Origin of the sequence: Pseudomonas sp. HY13-MNA-CIBAN-0226, from assembly GCF_040310305.1 — a bacterium.
Taxonomy (GTDB): Bacteria; Pseudomonadota; Gammaproteobacteria; order Pseudomonadales; family Pseudomonadaceae; genus Aquipseudomonas; species Aquipseudomonas gregormendelii.
Genome location: NZ_JBEOPS010000019.1, coordinates 10,255 through 33,463 on the forward strand (window position 1 = coordinate 10,255; position 23,209 = coordinate 33,463).

General features: G+C 64.6%; 2 protein-coding genes. Both read left to right on the plus strand.

All coding sequences use genetic code 11. The features are described from left to right. The first annotated feature begins 143 nt into the window (after positions 1-143). Positions 144-11,183 (plus strand): non-ribosomal peptide synthetase, encoded by an 11,040-nt coding sequence (locus AAEZ05_RS20455; protein ID WP_350648598.1) that lies wholly within the window; start codon positions 144-146, stop codon positions 11,181-11,183. Continuing rightward, positions 11,183-23,059, plus strand: a complete 11,877-nt coding sequence (locus tag AAEZ05_RS20460) for a non-ribosomal peptide synthetase (RefSeq protein WP_350648600.1) — start codon at positions 11,183-11,185, stop codon at positions 23,057-23,059. Before AAEZ05_RS20455 ends, AAEZ05_RS20460 begins: the two co-directional genes overlap by 1 nt. The last annotated feature ends 150 nt before the right edge of the window (positions 23,060-23,209 follow it).

Sequence of the window (23,209 nt, forward strand, 5' to 3'; positions counted from 1 at the left end):
TTTTGGTTTGCCGCGCAGCCACTTTCCTCATCAAATCTCGTCTCTCTGATAGTTATTCTCATTCGCTAATTTTTCCGGTCTGCATTCGTTTTATAGGGACGACGTGCCTTTGTGCTTCCCGCCACTGATCCGGATACCAAGAAATGAACGCTGAAGACTCCTTGAAACTTGCTCGCCGGTTTATCGGGTTGCCCCTGGAAAAGCGCCAGATGTTCCTCGCGGCCTTGGACAAGGAAGGTGTTGATTTCGCCCGGTTCCCGATTCCTGCCGGCGTCGAAGCCGAAGATCGCCAGGCGCTGTCCTACGCCCAGCAACGCATGTGGTTTCTCTGGCAACTGGATCCCCACAGTGGCGCCTACAACCTGCCGGGGGCGGTGCGTCTGAGCGGGCGATTGGACATGGGCGCACTGGAGCAGGCCTTCGCCAGTCTGGTGGCGCGTCACGCAACCCTGCGCACCCTGTTCCAGCGCCAGGCCGATGACAGCTTGCGGCAAGTACCTGGCTCTGCGTCGCTGGCCATCGATCAGGTCGACTTCAGCCATTTATCCGCCGATGAGCGAGAACTCGCCGTCGCGAACGCCGCCGGGCAGCAGTCGCAATTACCCTTCGATCTATCCAGCGGCCCATTGCTGCGAGTCACCTTGCTCAAGCTCGCAGCACAGGAACACGTCCTGCTGCTGACCCTGCACCACATCGTGTCCGACGGCTGGTCGATGAACGTGCTGATCGACGAATTCATCCGCTGCTACGACGCCTTTGAAGCCGGCGTACAGCCGCAACTGCCGCCATTGCCGATCCAGTACAGCGACTACGCCTTGTGGCAGCGGCGCTGGCTGGAAGCGGGCGAGCAGGCGCGGCAGCTCGCCTACTGGCAGGCGCAACTGGGCAATGAACACCCGGTGCTGGAGCTGCCCACCGACCATCCGCGCCCGGCGCTGCCCAGCCATCGCGGCACCCGTTACGAGTTCGCCATCGACCCGCAACTGGCCGAGCAACTGCGAACCACGGCCCAGCAACACAACATCACCCTGTTCATGCTTCTGCTGGGCGCCTTTAACGCGCTGCTGCATCGCTACACCGGGCAGACCGACATCCGCGTCGGCGTGCCGATTGCCAACCGCAATCGCGCCGAGATCGAAGGCCTGATCGGCTTCTTCGTCAATACCCAGGTACTGCGCACCCAACTGGACGGTCAGACCCGGGTCGACGACTTGCTGCGCGCCATCAAGGAAACCGCCCTCGGCGCCCAGGCCCACCAGGACCTGCCGTTCGAGCGCCTGGTCGAAGCGCTCAAGCTCGAGCGCAGCCTTAGTCACACACCGCTGTTCCAGGTGATGTACAACCACCAGCCGCAGGTCGCAGACATCTCCACCGTTAGCACTGCGTCCGGCCTGGCTCTGGGGGTGATCGAGTGGGAAGGGCGCACCACCCAGTTCGACCTGACCCTCGACACCTATGACCTCAACAGCAATGAAACGCACGGCAAATTGCATGCTGCGCTGACCTACGCCAACGACCTGTTCGACGCCCCGACCATCGCGCGCATGGCGCAGCACTGGACGCGTTTGCTGCAGGGCATGGTCTGCGATTGCCGGCAGCGCATCAGTGAATTGCCAATGCTGGAAACCACTGAATACCAGCGCATCGTGCATGACTGGAATCGCGCTGACGAAGCGTTCGCGCAAGAGCTGTGCGTTCACGAACTGATTAGCCGGCAAGTCGCCGCAGACCCCGGCGCATTGGCAGTGACCTTCGCCACCCGGCAACTGACCTACGCCCAACTCGATGCCCAGGCCAATCGCCTGGCTCACAGGTTGATCGCCCTGGGCGTTGGCCCGGAAGTGCGTGTCGGCGTGGCCATGCAACGTTCCGAGAACTTGCTGGTCGCGCTGCTCGCCGTACTCAAGAGCGGTGCCGCCTATGTGCCGCTGGACCCGGATTACCCGACCGAACGCGTCGCCTACATGCTTGAAGACAGCCGCGCCCTGGTGTTGCTGACGGAGCCATCGGTTGCGGCGACATTGGCCGTATCCACCGACACCCAAGTGCTGCTCATGGACGATTTGCAAGTCGCCGACTACCCGACCAGCGCCCCGGTCACCCGCGTCACGCCGGACAACCTGGCCTACGTGATCTACACCTCCGGCTCCACAGGCAAACCCAAAGGCGTCGCCATCACCCACCGCAACGTGCTGGCGCTGATCGACTGGTCGAAATCGGTCTACAGCCACGCAGATATTCAGGGCGTACTGGCGTCCACCTCGGTGTGCTTCGACCTGTCAGTCTGGGAGCTGTTCGTGACCCTGGCCAACGGCGGCTCGCTGATCATCGCCCGTAACGCCCTGGAACTGCCGCAACTCCCGGCCCGTGATCAGGTGCGCCTGATCAACACTGTACCGTCGGCCATCAATGCCTTGCAGCGCGAGGGGCAGATTCCGTCGAGCGTGCGCATCATCAACCTCGCGGGCGAACCGCTGAAGCAAAGCCTGGTCGAGGCGCTGTACCAGCAACCGGGCGTGGAGCACGTATACGATCTGTACGGCCCGTCTGAAGACACCACCTATTCCACCTGGACTCGCCGTGAGGCGGGTGGCCGCGCGAACATCGGCCGACCGCTCAAACACAGCGCCAGCTATCTGCTGGACGCCGACCTGCAACCCGTGCCGCAAGGGGTGTCCGCCGAGCTGTACGTGTGCGGCGCAGGCATCACCCGCGGTTACCTCGCACGCCCGGGCATGACCGCCGAAAAGTATGTGCCCAACCCGTTCGCCAGCAACGGCGAGCGCCTGTACCGCACCGGCGACCTGACCCGCTATCAGGCCGATGGCGCGCTGCAATACGTCGGGCGCATCGACCATCAGGTCAAGGTGCGGGGCTTTCGTATCGAGCTGGGTGAAATCGAAGCATGGCTGTTGCAACAAGAAGCCGTGCGCGAGTTGGCCGTGCTGGCGCAAGACGGTGTCAACGGGCAGCAACTGGTCGCCTACATCGTGCCCGGTGATCCGGCGCTGGTGGATGACATCGATGCCCAAGCTAACCTGCGTGAATGCCTCAAGACCGCGCTGCGCCAGCATCTGCCGGACTACATGGTCCCGGCGTTCCTGCTGTTCCTCGCACAACTGCCGCTGACGCCCAACGGCAAGCTCGACCGCAAGGCCTTGCCGGCCGTCGATGGCTCGCAACAACAGCGCGAGCACGTAGCGCCGCGCACGGTCATGGAAAAGTCCCTCGCGGCGATCTGGCAGGACGTGTTGGCTCTCGACAGCGTCAGTCTGGAAGATAACTTCTTCAAACTGGGCGGTGACTCCATCGTCTCCATGCAAGTGGTCAGCCGCGCGCGGCAGGCCGGCATCGTGCTGAGCCCCAAGGATCTGTTCCAGCACCAGACGGTTCGCAGCCTGGCCCAGGCCGCCCGCAGCGGCGAGCGGCCGCTGATTGACCAGGGGCCGGCAAGTGGCGCGGTGGCGTTGGCGCCGGTGCAACAGGGGTTTTTCGACCAGGCGATCCCTGAGCGGCAACACTGGAACCAGTCACTGCTGCTGGTGCCGCGCGAGGCGTTGAACGTCGAGGCGCTGCAGCGTGCGCTTGAGCAATTGCTGAGCCATCACGACAGCTTGCGCCTGCGTTATGCACAGACCGCCGAAGGCTGGCAGCAGACCTACTCGGCAGCGACCACTGAATCGGTATTATGGCAACGTCAGGAGCAGTCGGTCGAAGCGCTCAACGCTGTGTGCGATGAAGCCCAACGCAGTCTGGATTTACACCAAGGGCCGCTGATGCGCGCGCTGTTGGTGGCAATGGCCGATGGCACCCAGCGTTTGCTGCTGGTCATCCATCACCTGGCGGTGGACGGCGTTTCATGGCGCGTGCTGCTGGAAGACCTGCAGCAGTTCTACAGCGCCAGCGCCAGGAAGCTGGCGAAAACCAGCACTTATCAGCGCTGGGTTGCGCGCCTGCAAGATCATCTGCCAGCGTTTGAAAGCAGCCTGCCTTACTGGCAAAGCCAGTTGCGTGAGGCTGCGAACGATTTGCCGTGCGAGCGTCCAGCCGGGGCCCTGCAAAACCGCTTCGAACAAAAACTCGAGATCAGGCTCGACACCGAACAGACCCGCAAGCTGCTGCAACACGCACCGGCGGCGTATCGCACTCAGGTCAACGACCTGCTGCTGACGGCGCTGGCACGGGCGGTTTGTCGCTGGAGCGGGCAGGGCAGCACGCTGGTTCAGCTCGAAGGCCATGGTCGCGAAGACCTTTTCGACAATATCGACCTGACGCGCACAGTGGGTTGGTTCACCAGCCTGTTCCCGGTCAACCTGGTGCCGTCGCAAAACCTCGGCGCGTCGATCAAATCCATCAAGGAACAACTGCGTGCCGTGCCGGACAAAGGCCTGGGTTACGGCGCGCTGCGCTACCTCGGCGCCCAAGGGATTCGCGCAGAACTGGCGGCACTGCCGCAACCGCGCATCACCTTCAACTATCTGGGGCAGTTCGACCGCCAGTTCGACGATGCCGCGATGTTTTTGCCCTCCACTGAAGGCAGTGGTGTAGCCCAGGATCCATCGGCGCCCCTGGGCAACTGGCTGACCGTTGAAGGCCAGGTGTACGGCGGTGAGCTGGCGCTGAGCTGGGGCTTCAGTCGCGAAATGTTCGACACGGCGACCGTCCAGCGCTTGGCGGACGAATACACACTTGAGCTCAACGCGCTGATCGAACACTGCTGCGGCGTTGAAGCGCCCCAGGCCACTCCCTCGGATTTCCCGCTGGCGCGCATCAGCCAGGCGCAACTCGACGGCTTGTCGGTCGCGACGCTCGAAGACCTGTATCCGTTATCGCCCATGCAGCAGGGCATGCTGTTCCACACCCTGTATGAACCGCAGGTCGGTGCCTACATCAGCCAGTTACGCCTGGACATTCGGGGCCTCGACCCGCAGCGATTCGCCCAAGCCTGGCAGGCTGCGCTGACCCGGCACGACATCCTGCGCAGCAGCTTCCATTGGCAGGGCCTCGACAGCGCGCATCAGGCGATTGTCCGTCAGGTCGCCTTGCCGCTTGAGGTGCTGGACGCGACCGACACCGATGCCCTGGCCGACGCCGAACGTGCTCAAGGTTTTGAGCTGGGCAGCGCGCCGTTGTTTCGCTTGAAACTCGTGCAGACGGGCGACCAGGACTGGCACCTGATCTACACCAGCCACCATATTTTGATGGACGGCTGGAGCAACGCCCAGCTGCTGGCCGAAGTGATCCAGCACTACGCCGCTGGCCCTTGGAGCCCAGCAGCAGCGGGGCAAAACCGTGAGCAATACCGCGACTATCTGAACTGGCTGCAGCTACGGTCCGCCGTGGCGGGCGAGCACTTCTGGAAGGCCGCGCTGGCACCTTTGCAAGCGCCGACGTTGCTGGCCGACGCCCTGCGCCCGCCGGTGGGAGCCGAAGGTAGCGAGGACCACCGCGTTGCCCTCGACGGCCCTGCGACCCAACGTCTGGCCGAGTTCGCCCGCCAGCAGAAGGTCACCCTCAACACCTTGCTGCAAGCCGCCTGGAGCCTGTTGCTGCAGCGTTATACCGGCCAGGATTGCGTGGTATTCGGGGCCACGGTCGCCGGTCGTTCCGCGCCGTTGCCGGGGATCGAAGAACAGCTCGGGCTGTTTATCAACACGCTGCCGCTGGTCTGCGCGATGAAGCCTGATTGCACCGTCAGCCAATGGCTGAGTGAACTGCAAGAGATGAACCTGGCCATGCGCGAGTACGAGCATGTGCCGCTCTACGACATTCAAGGGTGGGCGGGGCAGCAGGGGGCCGCGCTGTTCGACAGCCTGCTGGTGTTCGAGAACTTCCCGGTAGCGGCAGCGCTCAAGCAAGGTGCTCCGGCCGGGTTGTCGTTCAGCAACCTGCACAACCACGAACGCACCCACTATCCATTGACCCTGGGCATCGAGCTGGGCGACGGCCTGAGCCTGGATTTCAGCTACGACTCGGCGCGCTTCAGTGCGGCGCACATTGTTCAGCTGGCCGCCAATCTGCAGCATCTGCTGGTGCAGTTTGCAGCGTTGCCGGATGCTCCGCTGGGCGCGCTGCAGCTGCTAGACGAGGTCGAAACCCGTGCGGCGATCGGGGCCAATCGATCATCTGCCGTCGAGTTATCCACAACACTTTTCGCCCACCAGCAGATCGCTGCCCAGGCTGCGGCCAATCACGACGCGCTGGCGTTGCAGATTGACGGTCAGTCCTTGAGCTACGGCGAGTTGAATGCCCAGGCCAACGACCTGGCCCAGCGCCTGCTCGCCAACGGTGCCGGCCCAGGTACCCGTGTCGGCCTGGCGCTGCACCGTGGCCCGCAACTGATCGTCAGCCTGCTCGCCGTGCTGAAAACCGGCGCGGCCTACGTGCCACTGGACCCCCAATACCCCGTCGAACGCCTGACGTACATGATCGAAGACAGCCGCCTCGACCAACTGCTCTGCGAACCCGGCCTGCTGCAAAACATAAAAAACATCCCGCGCCTGACCCTGAACAAAACCACCACCACTGCGGCTGCAGGAGCAGAGCCGGTAGGACCAAACCCTGTAGGAGCAAAGCTTGCTCGCGAAAGCGCCCTCCCAGACGCCGCAAACCTGGCCTACATCATCTACACCTCCGGCTCCACCGGCCAACCCAAAGGCGTAGCCATCACCCACGCCGCCCTCCGCGAGTTCTGCCAGACCGCCGCCGACTATTCGGGCCTGTCAGCATCAGACCGCGTGCTGCAGTTCGCCACCTTCAGCTTCGATGGCTTCGTCGAGCAGTGTTTCCCGGCGCTGTGCGTGGGCGCCGCGTTGATCATGCGCGGTGATGAGCTGTGGGACGCCGGGCGCCTGGCCGCCGAAATCGTCCGGCAGGGCGTGACCGTGGCCGACTTGCCGGCTGCGTACTGGTACCTGTTGGCCCGAGAATGCGCCAGCGGCGTCATCCGCAATCTCGGTGCTCTGCGCCAGGTGCACGTGGGCGGCGAAGCCATGTCGGTGGAAGGCCTGCGCCTGTGGCATCAAGCCGGCCTGGCTCAGGTGCGACTGCTCAACACCTACGGCCCTACCGAAGCGACCGTGGTATCGAGCATCCATGACTGCCGCCTGGAAGATGCCAGCGACGTGTCTGGCATCCCCATCGGTCGCGCCATCGCCGGCCGGGCGCTGTATGTGCTCGACAGTGCCGGGCACCTGCTGCCCGATGGCGGCGTGGGTGAACTGTTTATCGGCGCCCAGGCCAGCCTGGCGCAAAGCTATTTCGACCGCCCGGCGCTGACCGCCGAGCGTTTCCTGCCGGACCCGTTCGCCCGCGAACCCGGCGCCCGCCTGTACCGCAGCGGCGACCTGGCGCGCTGCAACGCTGCCGGCAACCTGGAATACGTCGGGCGCATCGACCATCAAGTAAAGATTCGCGGCATGCGCATCGAGATGGGCGAAATCGAAGCCTGCCTGCAAGCCCGGTATGAGGTGCGCGAAGCGGCCGTCATCGCCCAGGACGGCACGCGACTGGTGGCGTACATCGTGGCCAGCGCCGAGGTCGATTCTGCGGTTGATTACCTGAAGACACTCAAAGCGGCCTTGCGCCAGTCGTTGCCGGACTACATGGTGCCCACTGAGCTGATTCTGCTGCCGGGACTGCCGCTGAACACCAACGGCAAACTTGACCGCAAAGCGCTGCCACGGGTCGATGCCGGCGATGCGCAACGCCCATTCATAGCGCCTGGCGAAGGGTTGCAAGCGCAGTTGGCGCTGATCTGGCAGGACGTGCTGCAGGTCGAGCGCGTAGCTCGCGACGACAACTTCTTCGAACTGGGCGGGCACTCGTTGCTGGTGCTGCAGGTCATCTCCCGTGTGCGTCAGCAGTGGCGGCTCGAACTGTCGGTGAGCAGCCTGTTCAGTGCCGCGAACCTGGCACAGTTCGCCCAACGAGTGGCGCGGGCGCAGGCCAGCGTCCAACCCGTCCTGCAGCAGGCACCGCTCGATCAGCCGCCGGTGCTGTCATACGCCCAGCAGCGTCAATGGATCCTGTGGCAGCTGGCCCCCCAGAGCCCGGCCTACAACATTCCCGCCGCGCTGCGCCTGAGGGGCGCACTGAACCGCGACGTCCTGCGCGAAGCCTTCGCCCAGTTACAAGCCCGTCACCAGACCCTGCGCACCACCTTCACACAGGACGGCCAGTTGGCGCGTCCGGTGCTGCACGATGACCTCGCGTTGTGCCTGGAGCATCGCACAATCGATTCGTTGTCGGTCGACCAGGCGGTGGCTGAGGAAATTTCCCGGCCCTTCGATCTGCGCAACGGCCCGCTGTGGCGCGTACTGCTGCTGCAAGTGAGCACCGACGAACACGTGCTGGTGCTGACCGTGCACCACATTGCCGCTGATGGCTGGTCGATGCAGGTCATGGTCGATGAGTTCAGCGCACTGTATCAGGCGGCCGCCTGCGATAGCGAAGCCGGTCTGGCTGAGCTGGCGGTGCACTACAGCGACTATGCCCGTTGGCAGCGCGACTGGCTGGAGGCGGGCGAGGGCGCACGACAACTGACCTGGTGGCGCGAGCAACTGGCTGGCAGCCAGGCGCCGCTGGAGTTGCCAAGCGAGCTGAGCCGGCCGGCACGCCGCAGCGAGTGCGGTGCCAGTTTGATGCTGAACGTGGATCGCGACTTGCTGGCCGGTTTGCGCCAATGCGCCCAGGACCAACAGGTGACGCTGTTCATGTTGCTGCTGGCGAGCTTCCAGACGTTGCTGCATCGCCAGAGCGGGCAGTCGAGCATCAGCGTGGGAGTGCCGAGCGCCGGCCGTTCGCGTCTTGAGACCGAAGGCCTGATCGGCTTCTTCATCAACACTCAAGTGCTGCGCGCCGAGATCGACGGGCAGCAGCCATTTAGTGGCTTGTTGCAACAGGTCAAGCAGACGGCATTGGCTGCCCAGGCCCATCAGGACCTGCCGTTCGAGCAACTGGTCGATGCCTTGCAGCCGGATCGCAGCCTCAATCACAGCCCGCTGTTCCAGGTGCTGTACAACCATCAGCAGCAACTGGGCGCGAGCGTCGAACGCACGGTGGCCGGTCTGCAGGTCGAGCGTCTGCACTGGTCGCAACTCACCACGCAATTCGACCTGGTGCTCGATACCCAGGAGCATGGCGAGGAACTCGATGCCAGCCTGACTTACGCCACCGATCTGTACGACCAGGCTTCGATGCAGCGACTCGCCGCGCAATGGCTGAACCTGTTGCGTGCCGTGGTCGCGGACCCGCAGCAACGCGTCGCCGAACTGCCGCTTATTGGCCAGTCACAGCGCGACGAACTGGTGCAGCACTGGAATCCGGCGTTCCAGGCACAGCCGCTGTCGCCCACCTTGCATCAGCTGTTCGAAGTACAGGCCCAGCTGCGCCCGAACGCCGTGGCGCTGGTCTGTGAAAGCGAACAATTGACCTACGCCGCGCTCAACGCCCAGGCCAACCGCCTGGCGCACCACCTGCGCAAGCAAGGCGTGGGCCCCGAGGTGCGGGTCGGTATTGCGACCGAGCGGGCGATGCCACTGGTGATCGGCTTACTGGCGATTCTCAAGGCCGGTGGCGCCTATGTGCCGCTCGATCCGCAGTACCCGGCCGAGCGTCTGAGCTACATGATCGAAGACAGCGGCATCCGGTTGCTGCTCACGCAACAACACCTCGTCAAAGGCTTGCCAGCCCGGGATGGCGTGCGAGTCCTAAGCCTCGAATCACTGCAACTGGAGGGTTTCAGCAACGCTAACCTGCCGCCACTGGCGGCACCCGATAACCTCGCCTACGTGATCTACACCTCCGGTTCCACGGGGCGGCCAAAGGGCGCTTTGCTCAGCCATGGCAACGTCGGCCGACTGCTCACGGCCACCGCTGGCGAGTTCAACTTCGGCCCGCACGATGTGTGGACCCTGTTCCATTCCTACGCGTTCGACTTCTCGGTATGGGAACTGTTTGGTTCACTGTGCATGGGTGGGCGCCTGGTGATAGTGCCGTATGACATCAGCCGCGATCCGCAGCAATTGCACCGCTTGCTGTGCGACGAAGGCGTGACTGTGTTGAACCAGACCCCCACGGCGTTCCGCCAGTTGCTGCCGATCGCCTGCGCCAGCCCGCGCACCCTGGCGCTACGTCAGGTGATTTTCGGCGGTGAAGCGCTGGAAGTCGCGAGCCTGCGCCCCTGGCTCGAACGGTTCGGCGACCAGCGGCCGAGCCTGGTGAATATGTACGGCATCACCGAAACCACGGTACACGTGACCTGCCGCGCCATCCGCCTGGCCGACCTCGAAGGCAAGGCGCAAAGTCCGATCGGCCTGCCGCTTCGCGATCTGCGCTGGTACCTGCTCGACAGCCAGTTGCACCCGGTACCGGTGGGCGTGGCGGGCGAGCTGTGTATCGCCGGTGCTGGCCTGGCGCGGGGTTATCACGGCCGCTTCGGCCTGACCGCAGAGCGCTTCGTGCCAAGCCCGTTCGACGCGTCACAGCGTCTGTATCGCAGTGGCGACCTGGCCCGCCAGCGCGCCGACGGCAGCATTGATTACCTGGGGCGGATCGACCAGCAAGTGAAGATCCGCGGGTTCCGCATCGAACTGGGCGAGATCGAGGCTGCATTGCTGGCCCTGCCGGGCGTGCGCCACGCGGTGTTGAGTGTGCACGCCGGTGAGGGCGGCCCGCAGCTGTGTGCCTACGTGGTGCCTGCGCAAACCCCACTCGACCCGATCGCCTGGCGCGATCAACTGCGCGCCGCGCTCAAGGTCGGCCTGCCGGACTACATGGTACCCAGTCACTGGCTGCTGCTGGACGCCTTGCCGCTGACCGGCAACGGCAAGCTCGATCGCCAGGCCCTGCCGCTGCCGGATGCCGGGGATTGGCAACGACCGTTCGAAGCCCCTGAAGGTGAGCTCGAACAGCAACTGGCGGCGATCTGGGCCGAGGTGCTGGGCGTGGCGCAGATCGGTCGGCGCGACAACTTCTTCGAATCGGGTGGGCATTCGCTGCTCGCCGCCCAGGCCAGCGCCCGGGTGGAACTGGACCTGGGCATCGAGCTGCCGCTGCGTGCGCTGTTCGAGTCCACCGACCTTCAGGCTTATGCCGCCATGGCCGGGCAACACGCCCCGGCTGACAACGATGCACGCCTGGATGCGCTTGAGTCGCTTCTGGACGAGATGGAGATCAACTGATGGAACACACCACTGCCCAGCGTATCGCCAGCCGCTTCGCCGGCCTGCCAGCCGCCAAGCGCCGCGAGTTCCTGAGCCGCATGCAGGAGCAGGGCGTGAGCTTTGGCCAGCTGCCGATTCCGCCTGCCCTTGAGGCGCAAACAAGCTTCGAACTGTCCTACGCGCAGCAGCGCCAATGGTTTCTCTGGCAGCTGGATCCGCACAGTTCGGCGTACAACATTCCAGCGGCGCTGCGCTTGTACGGACCGCTGAATGTCGCGGCGTTGCAGCACAGTTTTGACGTGCTGCTGCAGCGGCATCAAAGTTTGCGCAGCCGTTTCGTCGAGGACGACGGGAAGGTGCTGCAGACGCTGGCGCCGTGCACCTCACTGCCGATCGAGCGTATCGACCTGCGCGGCGAGCCCGAGTCCCTGCGCCTCGATCTTGCAATGCACAGCGTCGAGCAGGAAGTCGCCCGGCCATTCGATCTGCAACAGGGGCCGCTGTTGCGGGTCAGCCTGTTGCAGCTCGACGCCGAAGACCACGTACTGCTGCTGACCCTGCACCACATCGTCACCGATGGCTGGTCGATGGGCGTGCTGGTTGAAGAGTTTTCACGGCTCTACGCCGCGCATTGCCAGGGCCAGAACGCTGCGCTTGAAGCATTGCCGATCCAGTATTCAGACTATGCGCTGTGGCAACGTCGCTGGATGGAAGCGGGTGAGCTGGAGCGCCAACTCAACTGGTGGCGTGACACATTAGGCAGCGAGCAGCCGCTACTCGAATTGCCGACGGATCGTCCACGTCCTGCGCAACCGAGCCAACGCGGTGCACGGTTGGACTTCGCCCTCGATGCCACCTTGGCCAGCGGCCTGATGACCCTGGCCAGACAGCACGGCGTGACTCCCTTCATGCTATTGCTGGCGAGTTTCCAGGCGCTGCTTTATCGCTATAGCGGCCAGTCGGACCTGCGGGTCGGGGTGCCGATTGCCCACCGCAATCGCGCAGAAACCCGTGGCCTGATCGGCTTCTTCGTCAACACCCAGGTGATGCGCGCCGAGCTCGATGGACGTCAGCCGTTCATCCAGTTGCTCGACCAGACTCGCGCCGCAGCGCTGGATGCCCAAGACTATCAGGACCTGCCATTCGAGCGACTGGTGCAAGCGCTGCAGGGCGAACGCAGCCTCAGCCACAGCCCGTTGTTCCAGGTCATGTTCAATCACCAGCAAGCCAAGCCGGCTGGCGCCAGCGGTGTACTTGCTGGCCTGCGCGTCGAGCCACTGCATGCCACCGCGCACACCACCCAGTTCGACCTGCAACTGGACACCCAGGAACAGGGCGACCTGCTGTTTGCCAGCCTGACCTATGCCACCGATCTGTTCGACGCCGAACGCATCGAGCACTTTGCGCGTCACTGGCGCAACCTGTTGGCCGGTGTGGTGGCCAACCCACAATGCCCGCTTGCCGAGTTGCCATTGCTGGACGCCGACGAGCGTCTGCGCATTCTCGACGACCTCAACCACACCGCTCAGGCCTATCCGGGCGAAGTCTGCGTGCAGCGGCATTTCGAGCAACGCGTGGTTGAAAACGGCGAGGCCACGGCGTTGGTGTTCCAGGGCCAGTCCCTGAGTTACGCCGAGCTGAACCAGCGCGCCAACCGCCTGGCCCATCACCTGCGCGCCCAGGGCGTCGGTCCGGAAGTGCTGGTGGGAATCGCCTGCGACCGTTCGTTCGAGATGGTCATCGGCCTGCTGGCGATTCTCAAGGCTGGCGGCGCCTATGTGCCGCTGGACCCTGAATACCCGCTTGATCGCCTCAGCTACATGATCGAAGACAGTGGCATCGCCTTGCTGCTGACTGAGGAACATTTGCTGGAACAACTGCCGACCCCGGACAGCGTGCGCACCCTGTGCCTGCAGGCCGCAGGCGATTGGCTCGGGGAGTTGCCCGGTACCGATCTGCCGAACCTTGCGGTCGCGGAAAACCTCGCCTACGTGATTTACACTTCAGGCTCAACCGGCAAACCCAAGGGCGCGGGCAACCGTCATGTGGCGCTGCACAACCGTCTGCAATGGATGCAGCAAGCCTACGACTTGCAACCGGCGGACCGCGTGTTGCAAAAGACGCCGTTCAGTTTCGACGTGTCGGTGTGGGAGTTTTTCTGGCCGCTGATGAAGGGCGCCACCCTGGTCATCGCCGCCCCCGGCGAACATCGCGATCCGCAAGGCCTGGCCAGGTTGATCGTCGAGCAGGCGATCACCACGCTGCACTTCGTGCCATCGATGCTCGCGGCGTTTATCGGTGCCGACGAAGCGCGGGCCTGCACCTCGTTGCAGCGGATCATCTGCAGCGGCGAAGCGCTGCCGATGGAGCTGCAACGCCAGACCTTGCGCAGCCTGCCGCAAGCCAATCTGTATAACCTGTATGGCCCCACCGAAGCGGCCATCGACGTGACCCACTGGACGTGCGTGGAAGAAGGCCGCGACAGCGTGCCGATCGGCCGGCCGATTGCCAACCTGCGTACCTGTGTCCTGGACAGCGAACTGCAGCCCTTGCCCCTGGGCGCCGTGGGCGAGTTGTACCTGGGCGGGGTCGGCCTGGCGCGGGGTTATCACCGTCGAGGTGCGCTGACCGCCGAACGTTTTGTGGTCGACCCGTTCGGCAGCGGCGAGCGCCTGTACCGCACTGGCGACCTGGCACGCTATCGCGCCGATGGCGCCATCGAGTATTGCGGGCGCATCGACCATCAAGTGAAAATTCGCGGCCTGCGCATCGAGCTGGGCGAAATCGAGGCGCGCCTGCAAGAGCATGCCCAGGTGCAGGAAGCCGTGGTGCTGGCCGTCGATGGCCCGGGCGGCAAGCAACTGGTCGCCTACATCGTGCCCCGGGAACGCGACCTGATCAGCGCCGATGCCGGGCAGCAAGGTGCCTGGCGCGAAGCGCTCAAGGCCCATCTGCTCACCAGCCTGCCGGACTACATGGTGCCCGCGCAGACCGTAATGATCGAGCAAATGCCCTTGAGCCCCAACGGCAAACTCGAGCGCAAACGCCTGCCGGCGCCAACCGCGCAGGTCACCCAGCGCGCCTTCGAAGCGCCGCGCAGCGAGCACGAACAGGTGCTGGCGCAGATCTGGCAGGAGGTGCTGGGCGTTGAGCAGGTCGGCCGCCAGGACAATTTCTTCGAGCTGGGTGGCGACTCGATCATTTCGATCCAGGTGGTCAGCCGTGCCCGTCGCGCCGGCTTGAGCCTGCAACCGCGGGATTTGTTCCAGCAGCAAACCCTCCAGGCGCTGGCCGCCGTGGTCAAGGAACAGGCCGCTCCGCTGGCCCAGCAAGGACCGGTGTACGGCCTGCAAAAACTCACTCCCATCCAGCGCTGGTTCTTCGACGAGCCAATCGCGCAACGCGCGCACTGGAACCAGGCCCTCTTGCTGACCCCCCGCGAGCCCCTCGAACTGCCGCGCCTGCAGGCCGCGCTGCAGCGCTTGCTCAAGCAACACGACGCCCTGCGCTTGCGCTTCAGCCAGCAGGTCCCGCGTGTGAGCGACGCCACAAATCCCTGTGGGAGCGAGCCTGCTCGCGATGGCGGTGGGGCAGGCGACCTCCATGTTGCCGGTGCTGAGCTCATCGCGAGCAGGCTCGCTGCCACAGAGTGGTCTGCGCGCTATGTTGGCGCGGACAGCGCCGATGTCGTCGACATGCTCTGGACCGCGCGCGTGGCCAGCGATGCATCCCTGGAGTCGGTGTGCGATGAAGCCCAGCGCAGCCTCAGCCTGCAAGACGGCCCGCTGCTGCGAGTCGCATTGATCGCACAGGCGGATGGCACCCAGCGCCTGCTGCTGGTCATTCACCATCTGGCGGTGGACGGCGTGTCGTGGCGGGTGTTGCTGGAGGACTTGCAAGCGGCTTATCAAGGCCAGGAGCTACCGGCGAAGACCAGCTCCTTCCAGGCCTGGGCTGAGCAGCTCGACACCTACGCACGTTCCAAAGCGGCTGCCAGCGAGCTGGACTGGTGGCAGGCGCAACTCAGCCTCGGCAACGATTTGCTGCCAGCCGCCAACCCGCAGGCCAGCCAGGCCGGGCATCTGCGCCAGGGCGTCAGCATCGGCCTGGACCGCGAACACACTCGCCAGCTGCTGCAGCTGGCACCGGCGACTTACCGCACCCAGGTCAACGACCTGCTGCTGACCGCACTGGCCCGCACCCTCAGTCGCTGGACCGGTCACCCCTCGGCGCTGATCCAGCTCGAAGGCCATGGCCGCGAAGAGCTGTTCGACGACATCGACCTGACCCGCACCGTGGGCTGGTTCTCCAGCCTGTTCCCGGTGTGCCTGACCCCAACCGCAGACCTGCCGGGTTCGATCAAGGCCATCAAGCAGCAGTTGCGCGAGATCCCCGGCAAGGGCATGGGCTACGGCCTGCTGCGCTACATGGGCGACAACTCGGCGCAAGCCGCGCTGGCCGCGTTGCCGCAAGCGCGCGTCACCTTCAACTACCTTGGCCAGTTTGACCAGAGCTTTGCCGAAGACGCACTGTTCACACCGGCTCGCGAATCCAGCGGCGCTGCGCAGGCCGCGGATGCGCCGCTGCCCAATTGGCTGTCGGTGGATGGCCAGGTGTATGGCGGCGAACTGAAACTGGACTGGACCTTCAGTCGCGAATGCTTCGACCTGCACGAAATCGAAACCCTCGCGGCGAATTTCCGTGAAGAGCTGTTAGACCTGATTGACCATTGCCTGAGCGATGGCGCAGGCGGCGTGACCCCGGCGGACTTCCCCCTGGCGCGCTTGAACCAGGCGCAACTCGACGGCCTGCCGGTGCCACCGGCGCAGATCGAGGACCTGTATCCGCTGTCGCCCATGCAGGCCGGCTTGCTGTTCCATAGCCTCTACGAATCCGACAGCGGCGCCTACGTCAACCAGCTCAGCGTCGAAGCCCATGGCCTCGACGCCGAGCGGCTGGCCCGCGCCTGGCAAGCGGTGCTCGACAACCATGGGATCCTGCGCAGCAGCTTCCATTTCCCCGAGGGGTTCGATGCGCCGGTGCAATTGGTCCATCGTCATCTGCAGTTGCCGATGACCTGTCTCGACTGGCGCGGCCGCAATGATCAGGCCGCAGCGCTGGCGCAGCTGCTCGACAGTGAACGCCTGCAGCTCGACGCAACCCGCGCACCTTTGATGCGCCTGACCCTGGTGCGTCTCGACGATGAGCGCCAGCAGCTGATCTACACCCACCATCACCTGTTACTCGATGGCTGGAGTCATTCCCTGCTGTTGAGCGAAGTCCTGCAGCGTTACGCCGGCCAGGACGTGCAGGCGCCGACCGGGCGTTTTGCGGACTACATCGGCTGGCTGCAACGCCAGGATGCCCAGGCCGATGAGTTGTTCTGGCGCGAACAACTGGCCAGCCTCGACAACCCGACCCTGCTGGCGCAAAGCCTGGCCCATGGCAATGGCGGGCAGGGGACCCCGGGCGTGTTCGCAGACCATCACCAGCGCTTCGATGTCACCACCAGCCAGCGCTTCAGCGCGTTCGCCCGACAACAGAAAGTCACCCTTAACACCTTGCTGCAAGGCGCCTGGGCCATCCTGCTGCAACGCTACAGTGGTCAGCGCAGCGTCGCATTCGGCGCCACCGTGGCCGGTCGGCCGGTGGACCTGCCGGGAGCCGAAAGCCAGCTTGGCCTGTTCATCAACACCTTGCCGGTGATCAGCAGCCCCGACTCCGTTGAAAGTGTCGGGCAGTGGCTGGGCCGTTTGCAGGCGCAAAACCTGGAACTGCGCGAGCACGAATTCACCGCCCTGGGCGACATTCAGCGCTGGGCCGGACGCAGCGGTGAACCGCTGTTCGACAGCCTGCTGGTGTTCGAAAACTTCCCGGTGGCCGCCGCGCTGCAACAGGGTGCGCCGGCGGGATTGAGTTTCCTGATTCCCCAGAACCACGAGCGCACCAACTTCCCGCTGACCCTTGCTGCCACCGCCGAGCATCAGCTGAGCATCCATTGGAGCTACCAGTGCAGCCACTTCAGCAGCGCCGCAATTGCCCGCATGAGCGAGCACCTGGCGGGGCTGCTGGCCGCCATGGTCGCTGCGCCGCAAGTCGCCTTGAGTGAGCTGCAGCTGCTGACCGCAGCGGAACGCGCGCAACAGTTAGTCGAGTGGAACCCGGCGTTTACCGTGGTCCAAAACCCGCTGTGCGTACACCAGCTGATCGAGGCCCAGGCCGACATTCGACCGCACGCCACGGCGCTGATCTTCAACGATCTGGAACTGAGCTTCGACCAGCTCAACCGCCGCGCCAACCAGTTGGCCCATCGCCTGCGCGAGCTGGGCATCGGCCCGGAAGTCCGGGTGGGCCTGGCCATGCAGCGCTCGCCCGAGATGATCATCGGCTTGCTGGCGATCCTCAAGGCTGGCGGCGCCTACGTGCCGCTGGACCCGGCCTACCCGGCAGAGCGCTTGCGTTACCTGATGCAAGACAGCGGCATCGCGCTGCTGATCAGCCAGTCGTGGCTTCGCGAGAAGTTGCCGTCGCCCGAAGGTTTAGCGGTGCTGGACATCGATCACGAACCGCTGGCCCTCATGCCTGAAAGCAACCCGCGTAACCTGACGGGCGGCGAGAACCTCGCCTACCTGATCTACACCTCTGGTTCCACCGGTCGCCCCAAAGGCGTGAGCGTGGCCCATGGCCCGCTGGCCATGCATTGTCTGGCAATCGGCGAGTTGTACGGCATGACCCCGCAGGATCGCGAACTGCAATTTGCCTCCATCAGCTTCGACGGTGCCCACGAGCGCTGGCTGACACCCCTGGTGTTCGGCTCGGCCGTGATGCCCCGGGACGACGAGTTGTGGAGCGTGGAACGCACCTGCGCCGAGATCGAAAAACACCGCATCACCATCGCCTGCTTCACGCCCAGCTACCTGGCGCAGATCGCCGACTTCATGGGCGAAGCGGGCCGTGACTTGCCCATCCGCTCCTACACGCCATGCGGTGAAGGCATGGCCAAGCATGCGTTCGATGAGGTCCAGCAGGTGCTGCAACCCAAGCGCCTGATCAACGGCTACGGGCCAACCGAAACCGTGATCACGCCGCTGATCTGGCTGGCCTATCCGGATACTGAATTCGACTCGGCATTCATGCCGATCGGGCGACCGGTCGGTAACCGCAGTGCCTATATTCTCGACGGCGGCCTGCAGCCATTGCCGGTCGGCGTGGCGGGCGAGTTGTACCTGGGCGGCGAGGGCGTTGCCCGGGGTTACCATCAGCGGCCGGACCTCACCGCCGAGCGTTTCGTGCCGGACCCGTTCGTGCCGGGCGGGCGCTTGTATCGCAGTGGCGACCTGGCGCGGTTCCGGGCCGACGGCGTGGTTGAATACCTCGGCCGTATCGACCAGCAGGTGAAGATTCGCGGGTTCCGCATCGAGCTTGGCGAAATCGAAGCCTGCCTGATGGAACACCCGGCTGTGCGCGAAGCCCTTGTGATCGATCGCGAAGGCCCGGTGAGTCGCCAACTGGTCGGCTACGTGGTGCCCCGGGATCCGTTGGCCGACGAGCAGGATCTGCAGGCAGCGCTGAGCGCGCATCTGCGCAGCCGTCTGCCGGCGCACATGCTGCCGGCGCACCTGATGTGCCTGGCCGCGCTGCCGCTGACACCCAACGGCAAGCTCGACCGCCAGGGCCTGCCGGCGCCACAGGCTTCCCGTCAACACCAGGCGCAGGTGGCCGCATCGACAGCTGCCGAAACCTTGCTGGTGGAGATCTGGCAGGCATTGCTCGGCCTGGACACAGTGGGCGTCACCGAGAACTTCTTTGAGCTGGGCGGCGATTCGATCATCTCGCTGCAGGCGGTCAGCCGTGCCGGGCAGCGTGGGCTGGTGTTCAGTCCCAGGCAGCTGTTCGAACGTCAGACCATTCGCGCCCTCGCGGCGGTGGCTACCCGTCCTCAAGCAGCGTTGGTCGACGCGCCGACAGTCGAGGCGTTTGCCCTGGTGCCGCACATTGATCTTGCGGCCCGGGTCGGTCTGCAAGACTTGTATCCGCTGTCGCCAATGCAACAAGGCATGCTGTTCCACTGCCTCGACTCGCCGGAACTCAACCCCTACGTCAACCAGTTGAGCGTGGCGGTGGAGGGTTTGCAGGTGCCACGCTTCCGTGCCGCCTGGCAGGCGCTGGTCGAGCGCCATGAAGTGCTGCGGGCGGCGTTCCGCTGGCGCGACGGCCTGGCCGATCCGCTGCAGGCGGTATGCGCTGAGGTCGAACTGCCGATCGAAGAGCTCGACTGGCGTGAACGCAGCGATACCGAAAAGGCCCTGGGCGAACTGGCGGCTGCGGAACAGGCCAAGGGCTTCGACCTGAGCTGCCCGCCGTTGATGCGATTCATCCTGGTGCGCCTGGGCGAGGATCGCTACCAGATGATCTGGATCTATCATCACCTGTTGCTCGATGGCTGGAGCGCCTCACGGTTGCTGGGTGACATGCTGCGCCTGTATCACAACGACAGCCTGGCGCCCCTGACCGGGCGCTACGCTGACTACATCGCCTGGCTGCAACGTCAGGACGGGGCGCAGGCCGAAGACTTCTGGCGCGAGCGCCTGGCGTTGCTTGAGGAGCCGACCATTCTGGCCAAGGCTTCGGGTGCCGCAGGCTCCGGGCACGGCGTGATGTACAGCAACCTTGACGCCGAAGCGACGCGCAAACTGCACACCTTTGCCAAGCGTCAGCGCGTGACGCTCAATACCTTGGTGCAGGGCGCGTGGCTGCTGTTGCTGCAACGCCACAGCGGTCAGCGCAGCGTCGCGTTCGGCGCCACGGTGGCGGGCCGCCCGACCGGGCTGGCCGGTGCCCAGGACATGCTTGGCCTGTTCATCAACACCTTGCCGGTGATCCAGACCCTCGATCCGCAACAGCCGTTGGGCGAGTGGCTGCGGGACTTGCAGGATTACAACCTGATGGTGCGCGACTACGAGCACACGCCGTTGTCCGACATTCAGCGCTGGGCCGGGCAGGGTGGCCAGGGCTTGTTCGACAGCATCATCGTGTTCGAAAACCACCCGGTGGACCGCGCCTTGAAAGGCGGCGAGGAGGGCGAGCTACGCTTTGCCGAAGTCGGCAGCGGCGGGGTCACCAACTTCCCGATGGACCTGATGGTCAGCGCCAACGAGGAAGGGCTGGAAGTCGAATACCTGTTCCTGCGCGATCGTTTCAGTGACGTTGAAGTTGAGCGGATTCGTGCGCAGCTGGAAGGATTGCTGCGTGCGTTGCCGGAGGACGCTTCGTGCCTGCTCGGCAATATCGGCTTGCCGCAAGCACGCATGAGCCTGCCGCAGGTGTCCGACGACACCGCTGATTTGCTGCAGTCGTTCAATCAACACGCCACAGCGCAGCCGCAGAAAATCGCCTTGATCTGTGAGGATCGACAAGTCAGTTACGCCGAACTTGAGGCGCAGGCCAATGGGCTGGCGCAGCAACTGATCGTTCGCGGTATTGGCCCGGAGACCTTGGTGGCGGTAGCGTTGCCGCGTTCTGAACGCACCATCGTCGCGTTCCTCGCGGTGCTCAAGGCGGGGGCTGCTTACCTGCCTTTGGACCTGGCGTACCCGACCGAACGACTGGCGTACCTGTTGAGCGATTCGGCAGCCAGCCTGTTGCTGTGTGACAGTCATCTGGGTGATCAATTGACCCTGGCCGACAGCCCGCCGCGTTTGCTGCTGGATCAATTGAGCGTTGCCGACGACGTGGTGTGCCCGATTTCCCATCCGTTGCCGGGGCACCTGGCGTACCTGATTTACACCTCCGGTTCCACGGGCCAACCCAAAGGCGTGGCCGTGGCGCGGGGACCGATTGCCCGGCATTGCCGTGGCATCGTCGAGCTCTATGAACTGGCACCGCGCAGCCGGGAGTTGCACTTCATGTCGTTCGCTTTCGACGGTGCGCAGGAGCGCTGGCTGAGTGTGCTGCTGGCCGGTGGCAGCCTGGTGATCCGTGATGACAATCTGTGGACCCCGGAACAAACCCTGGAAGTGCTGCAGCGTCATGGCGTCACCGTCGCCTGCTTCCCGCCGGCATACCTGCAACAGATGGCCGAAGTCGCCGAACGCCTGGGCAATCCGCCAGCGGTCGAGGTGTACTGCTTCGGCGGCGATGCCGTGCCCGAAGCCAGTTTCGAGCAGGTCAAGCGCGCCTTGCGCCCGCAGCGGCTGGTCAATGGCTATGGCCCGACCGAAACCGTGGTCACGCCTTTGTTGTGGCGTGCCGAGGTCAGCGAAACCTGCGACGCGGCCTATGCGCCGATCGGGCGCGGTGTGGCCGGGCGAGGCCTGTATGTGCTCGACGCCGACCTCAACCCTCTGCCGGTGGGCGTCAGCGGCGAGCTGTACCTGGGCGGTGAATGCCTGGCGCGGGGCTACCACCAGCGCCCGGGCATGAGCGCCGAACGCTTCATTCCCGATCCATTTGCAGCGGGCGGGCGCATGTACCGCACCGGCGACCTGGTGCGCCAGCGCGACTGCGGCTTGATCGACTACCTGGGGCGGCTGGACCAGCAAGTGAAGATCCGCGGTTTCCGCATCGAGCTGGGCGAGATTGAAGCGCGCCTGCGTGAGTGCGCAGGGGTGCAGGATGCAGCCGTGGTGGTGCACGACACGCCAACGGGCAAACAGCTGGTGGGCTACCTGGTGGCGCTCGGCACGGTCGGACTTGATCGGCGCCTGAAATCGCAACTGCAGGCGCAACTGCCGGACTACATGGTGCCCGCGCGGATACTGGTCCTGGAACGCTTCCCGCTGTCGGCCAACGGCAAGCTCGATCGTCGTGCATTGCCGGTGCCGGAATGGGCCCTGGGCGGGTATCGCGCACCGCGCAATGCTTTGGAGCGCGCGTTGACCGGGATCTGGCAGGAAGTGCTCGGCATGCCGCAAGTGGGTATCGACGACAACTTCTTTGAGTTGGGTGGCGATTCGTTGCAAGTGCTCAAAGTCATCTCGCGGGTGCGCAGCCAACCCGAACTGGGCTTCGAACTGAAACTGCGCGACCTGATGCAAAAACCCAGCATTGCCGAACTCTGCGGCTACCAGGCCGCCGAGCCCGCCGCCGCTGCGCCAGACCCATTGCTGGCACTGAACTCGCGGCTGGCGCACGGGCCGGCGCTGTTCTGCCTGCACGCCGGTTTTGGCACGGTATTCGACTACGAACCGCTCGCGCGACGCCTGGAAGGGCGGCGCACGGTCTACGGCCTGCAATGCCGCATGCTGCTCGATCCGCTCTGGCAGGATCAGTCGCTGCTGGCCATGGCCCAGGCCTACACCCAGCGCATTCGTGCCCAACAGGCCAAGGGGCCGTATTACCTGCTGGGCTGGTCGCTGGGTGGTGCGTTGACGCAACTGGTCGCCCATGAGCTGGAACAGCAAGGCGAGACCGTCGCGTTCGCCGGCCTGGTCGACAGCTACGTGGCCGGCACCGCCGAAGCGGGGGACTGGCGCGAGGACCTGGGGGATTTCCTGAAGTTTGTCCTCGGTCATTCGTCTGAAGAAGCACAGGCGTTAATGGCGTTGCACGCCGCAGATCTGCCTGAGCATCAGGCCGCCGCCGTCATCGAAGCCGCGCTGCATGGCTCCAATGAACAAGCCGCACTGGGCGCTGGAGAGCTCACGCAAATCTTCAACAGCGGTTCACGCCTCAAGGCATTGGCCCTGGCCCAGCTCCAACTGCCCGCGATCAAAGTCACGGCGCACCGCTGGTGGGTAGCCGGGCGTGACGATGAGCGTCGAGTGTTCGAGGCCCAGGTCGGCCATCACGGTGTGGACCGTCTGCTGGTCGGCGGGCACTACGAGCTGCTACGCGGTGACGAATTGCTCGACGACCTCGAACTGCTATTGGAGTGCACCCTGGCCATCGCCTGACGACACGTGGAGCGCACCCTGGCCTTCGTCTGACAACACGGCCTCCTGTAGGAGCTGCCGCAGGCTGCGATCTTTTGATCTTATCGGTGCATCGAACACCGCCAAAAGATCGCAGCCTGCGGCAGCTCCTACGGGAATACCGGTGTTTCC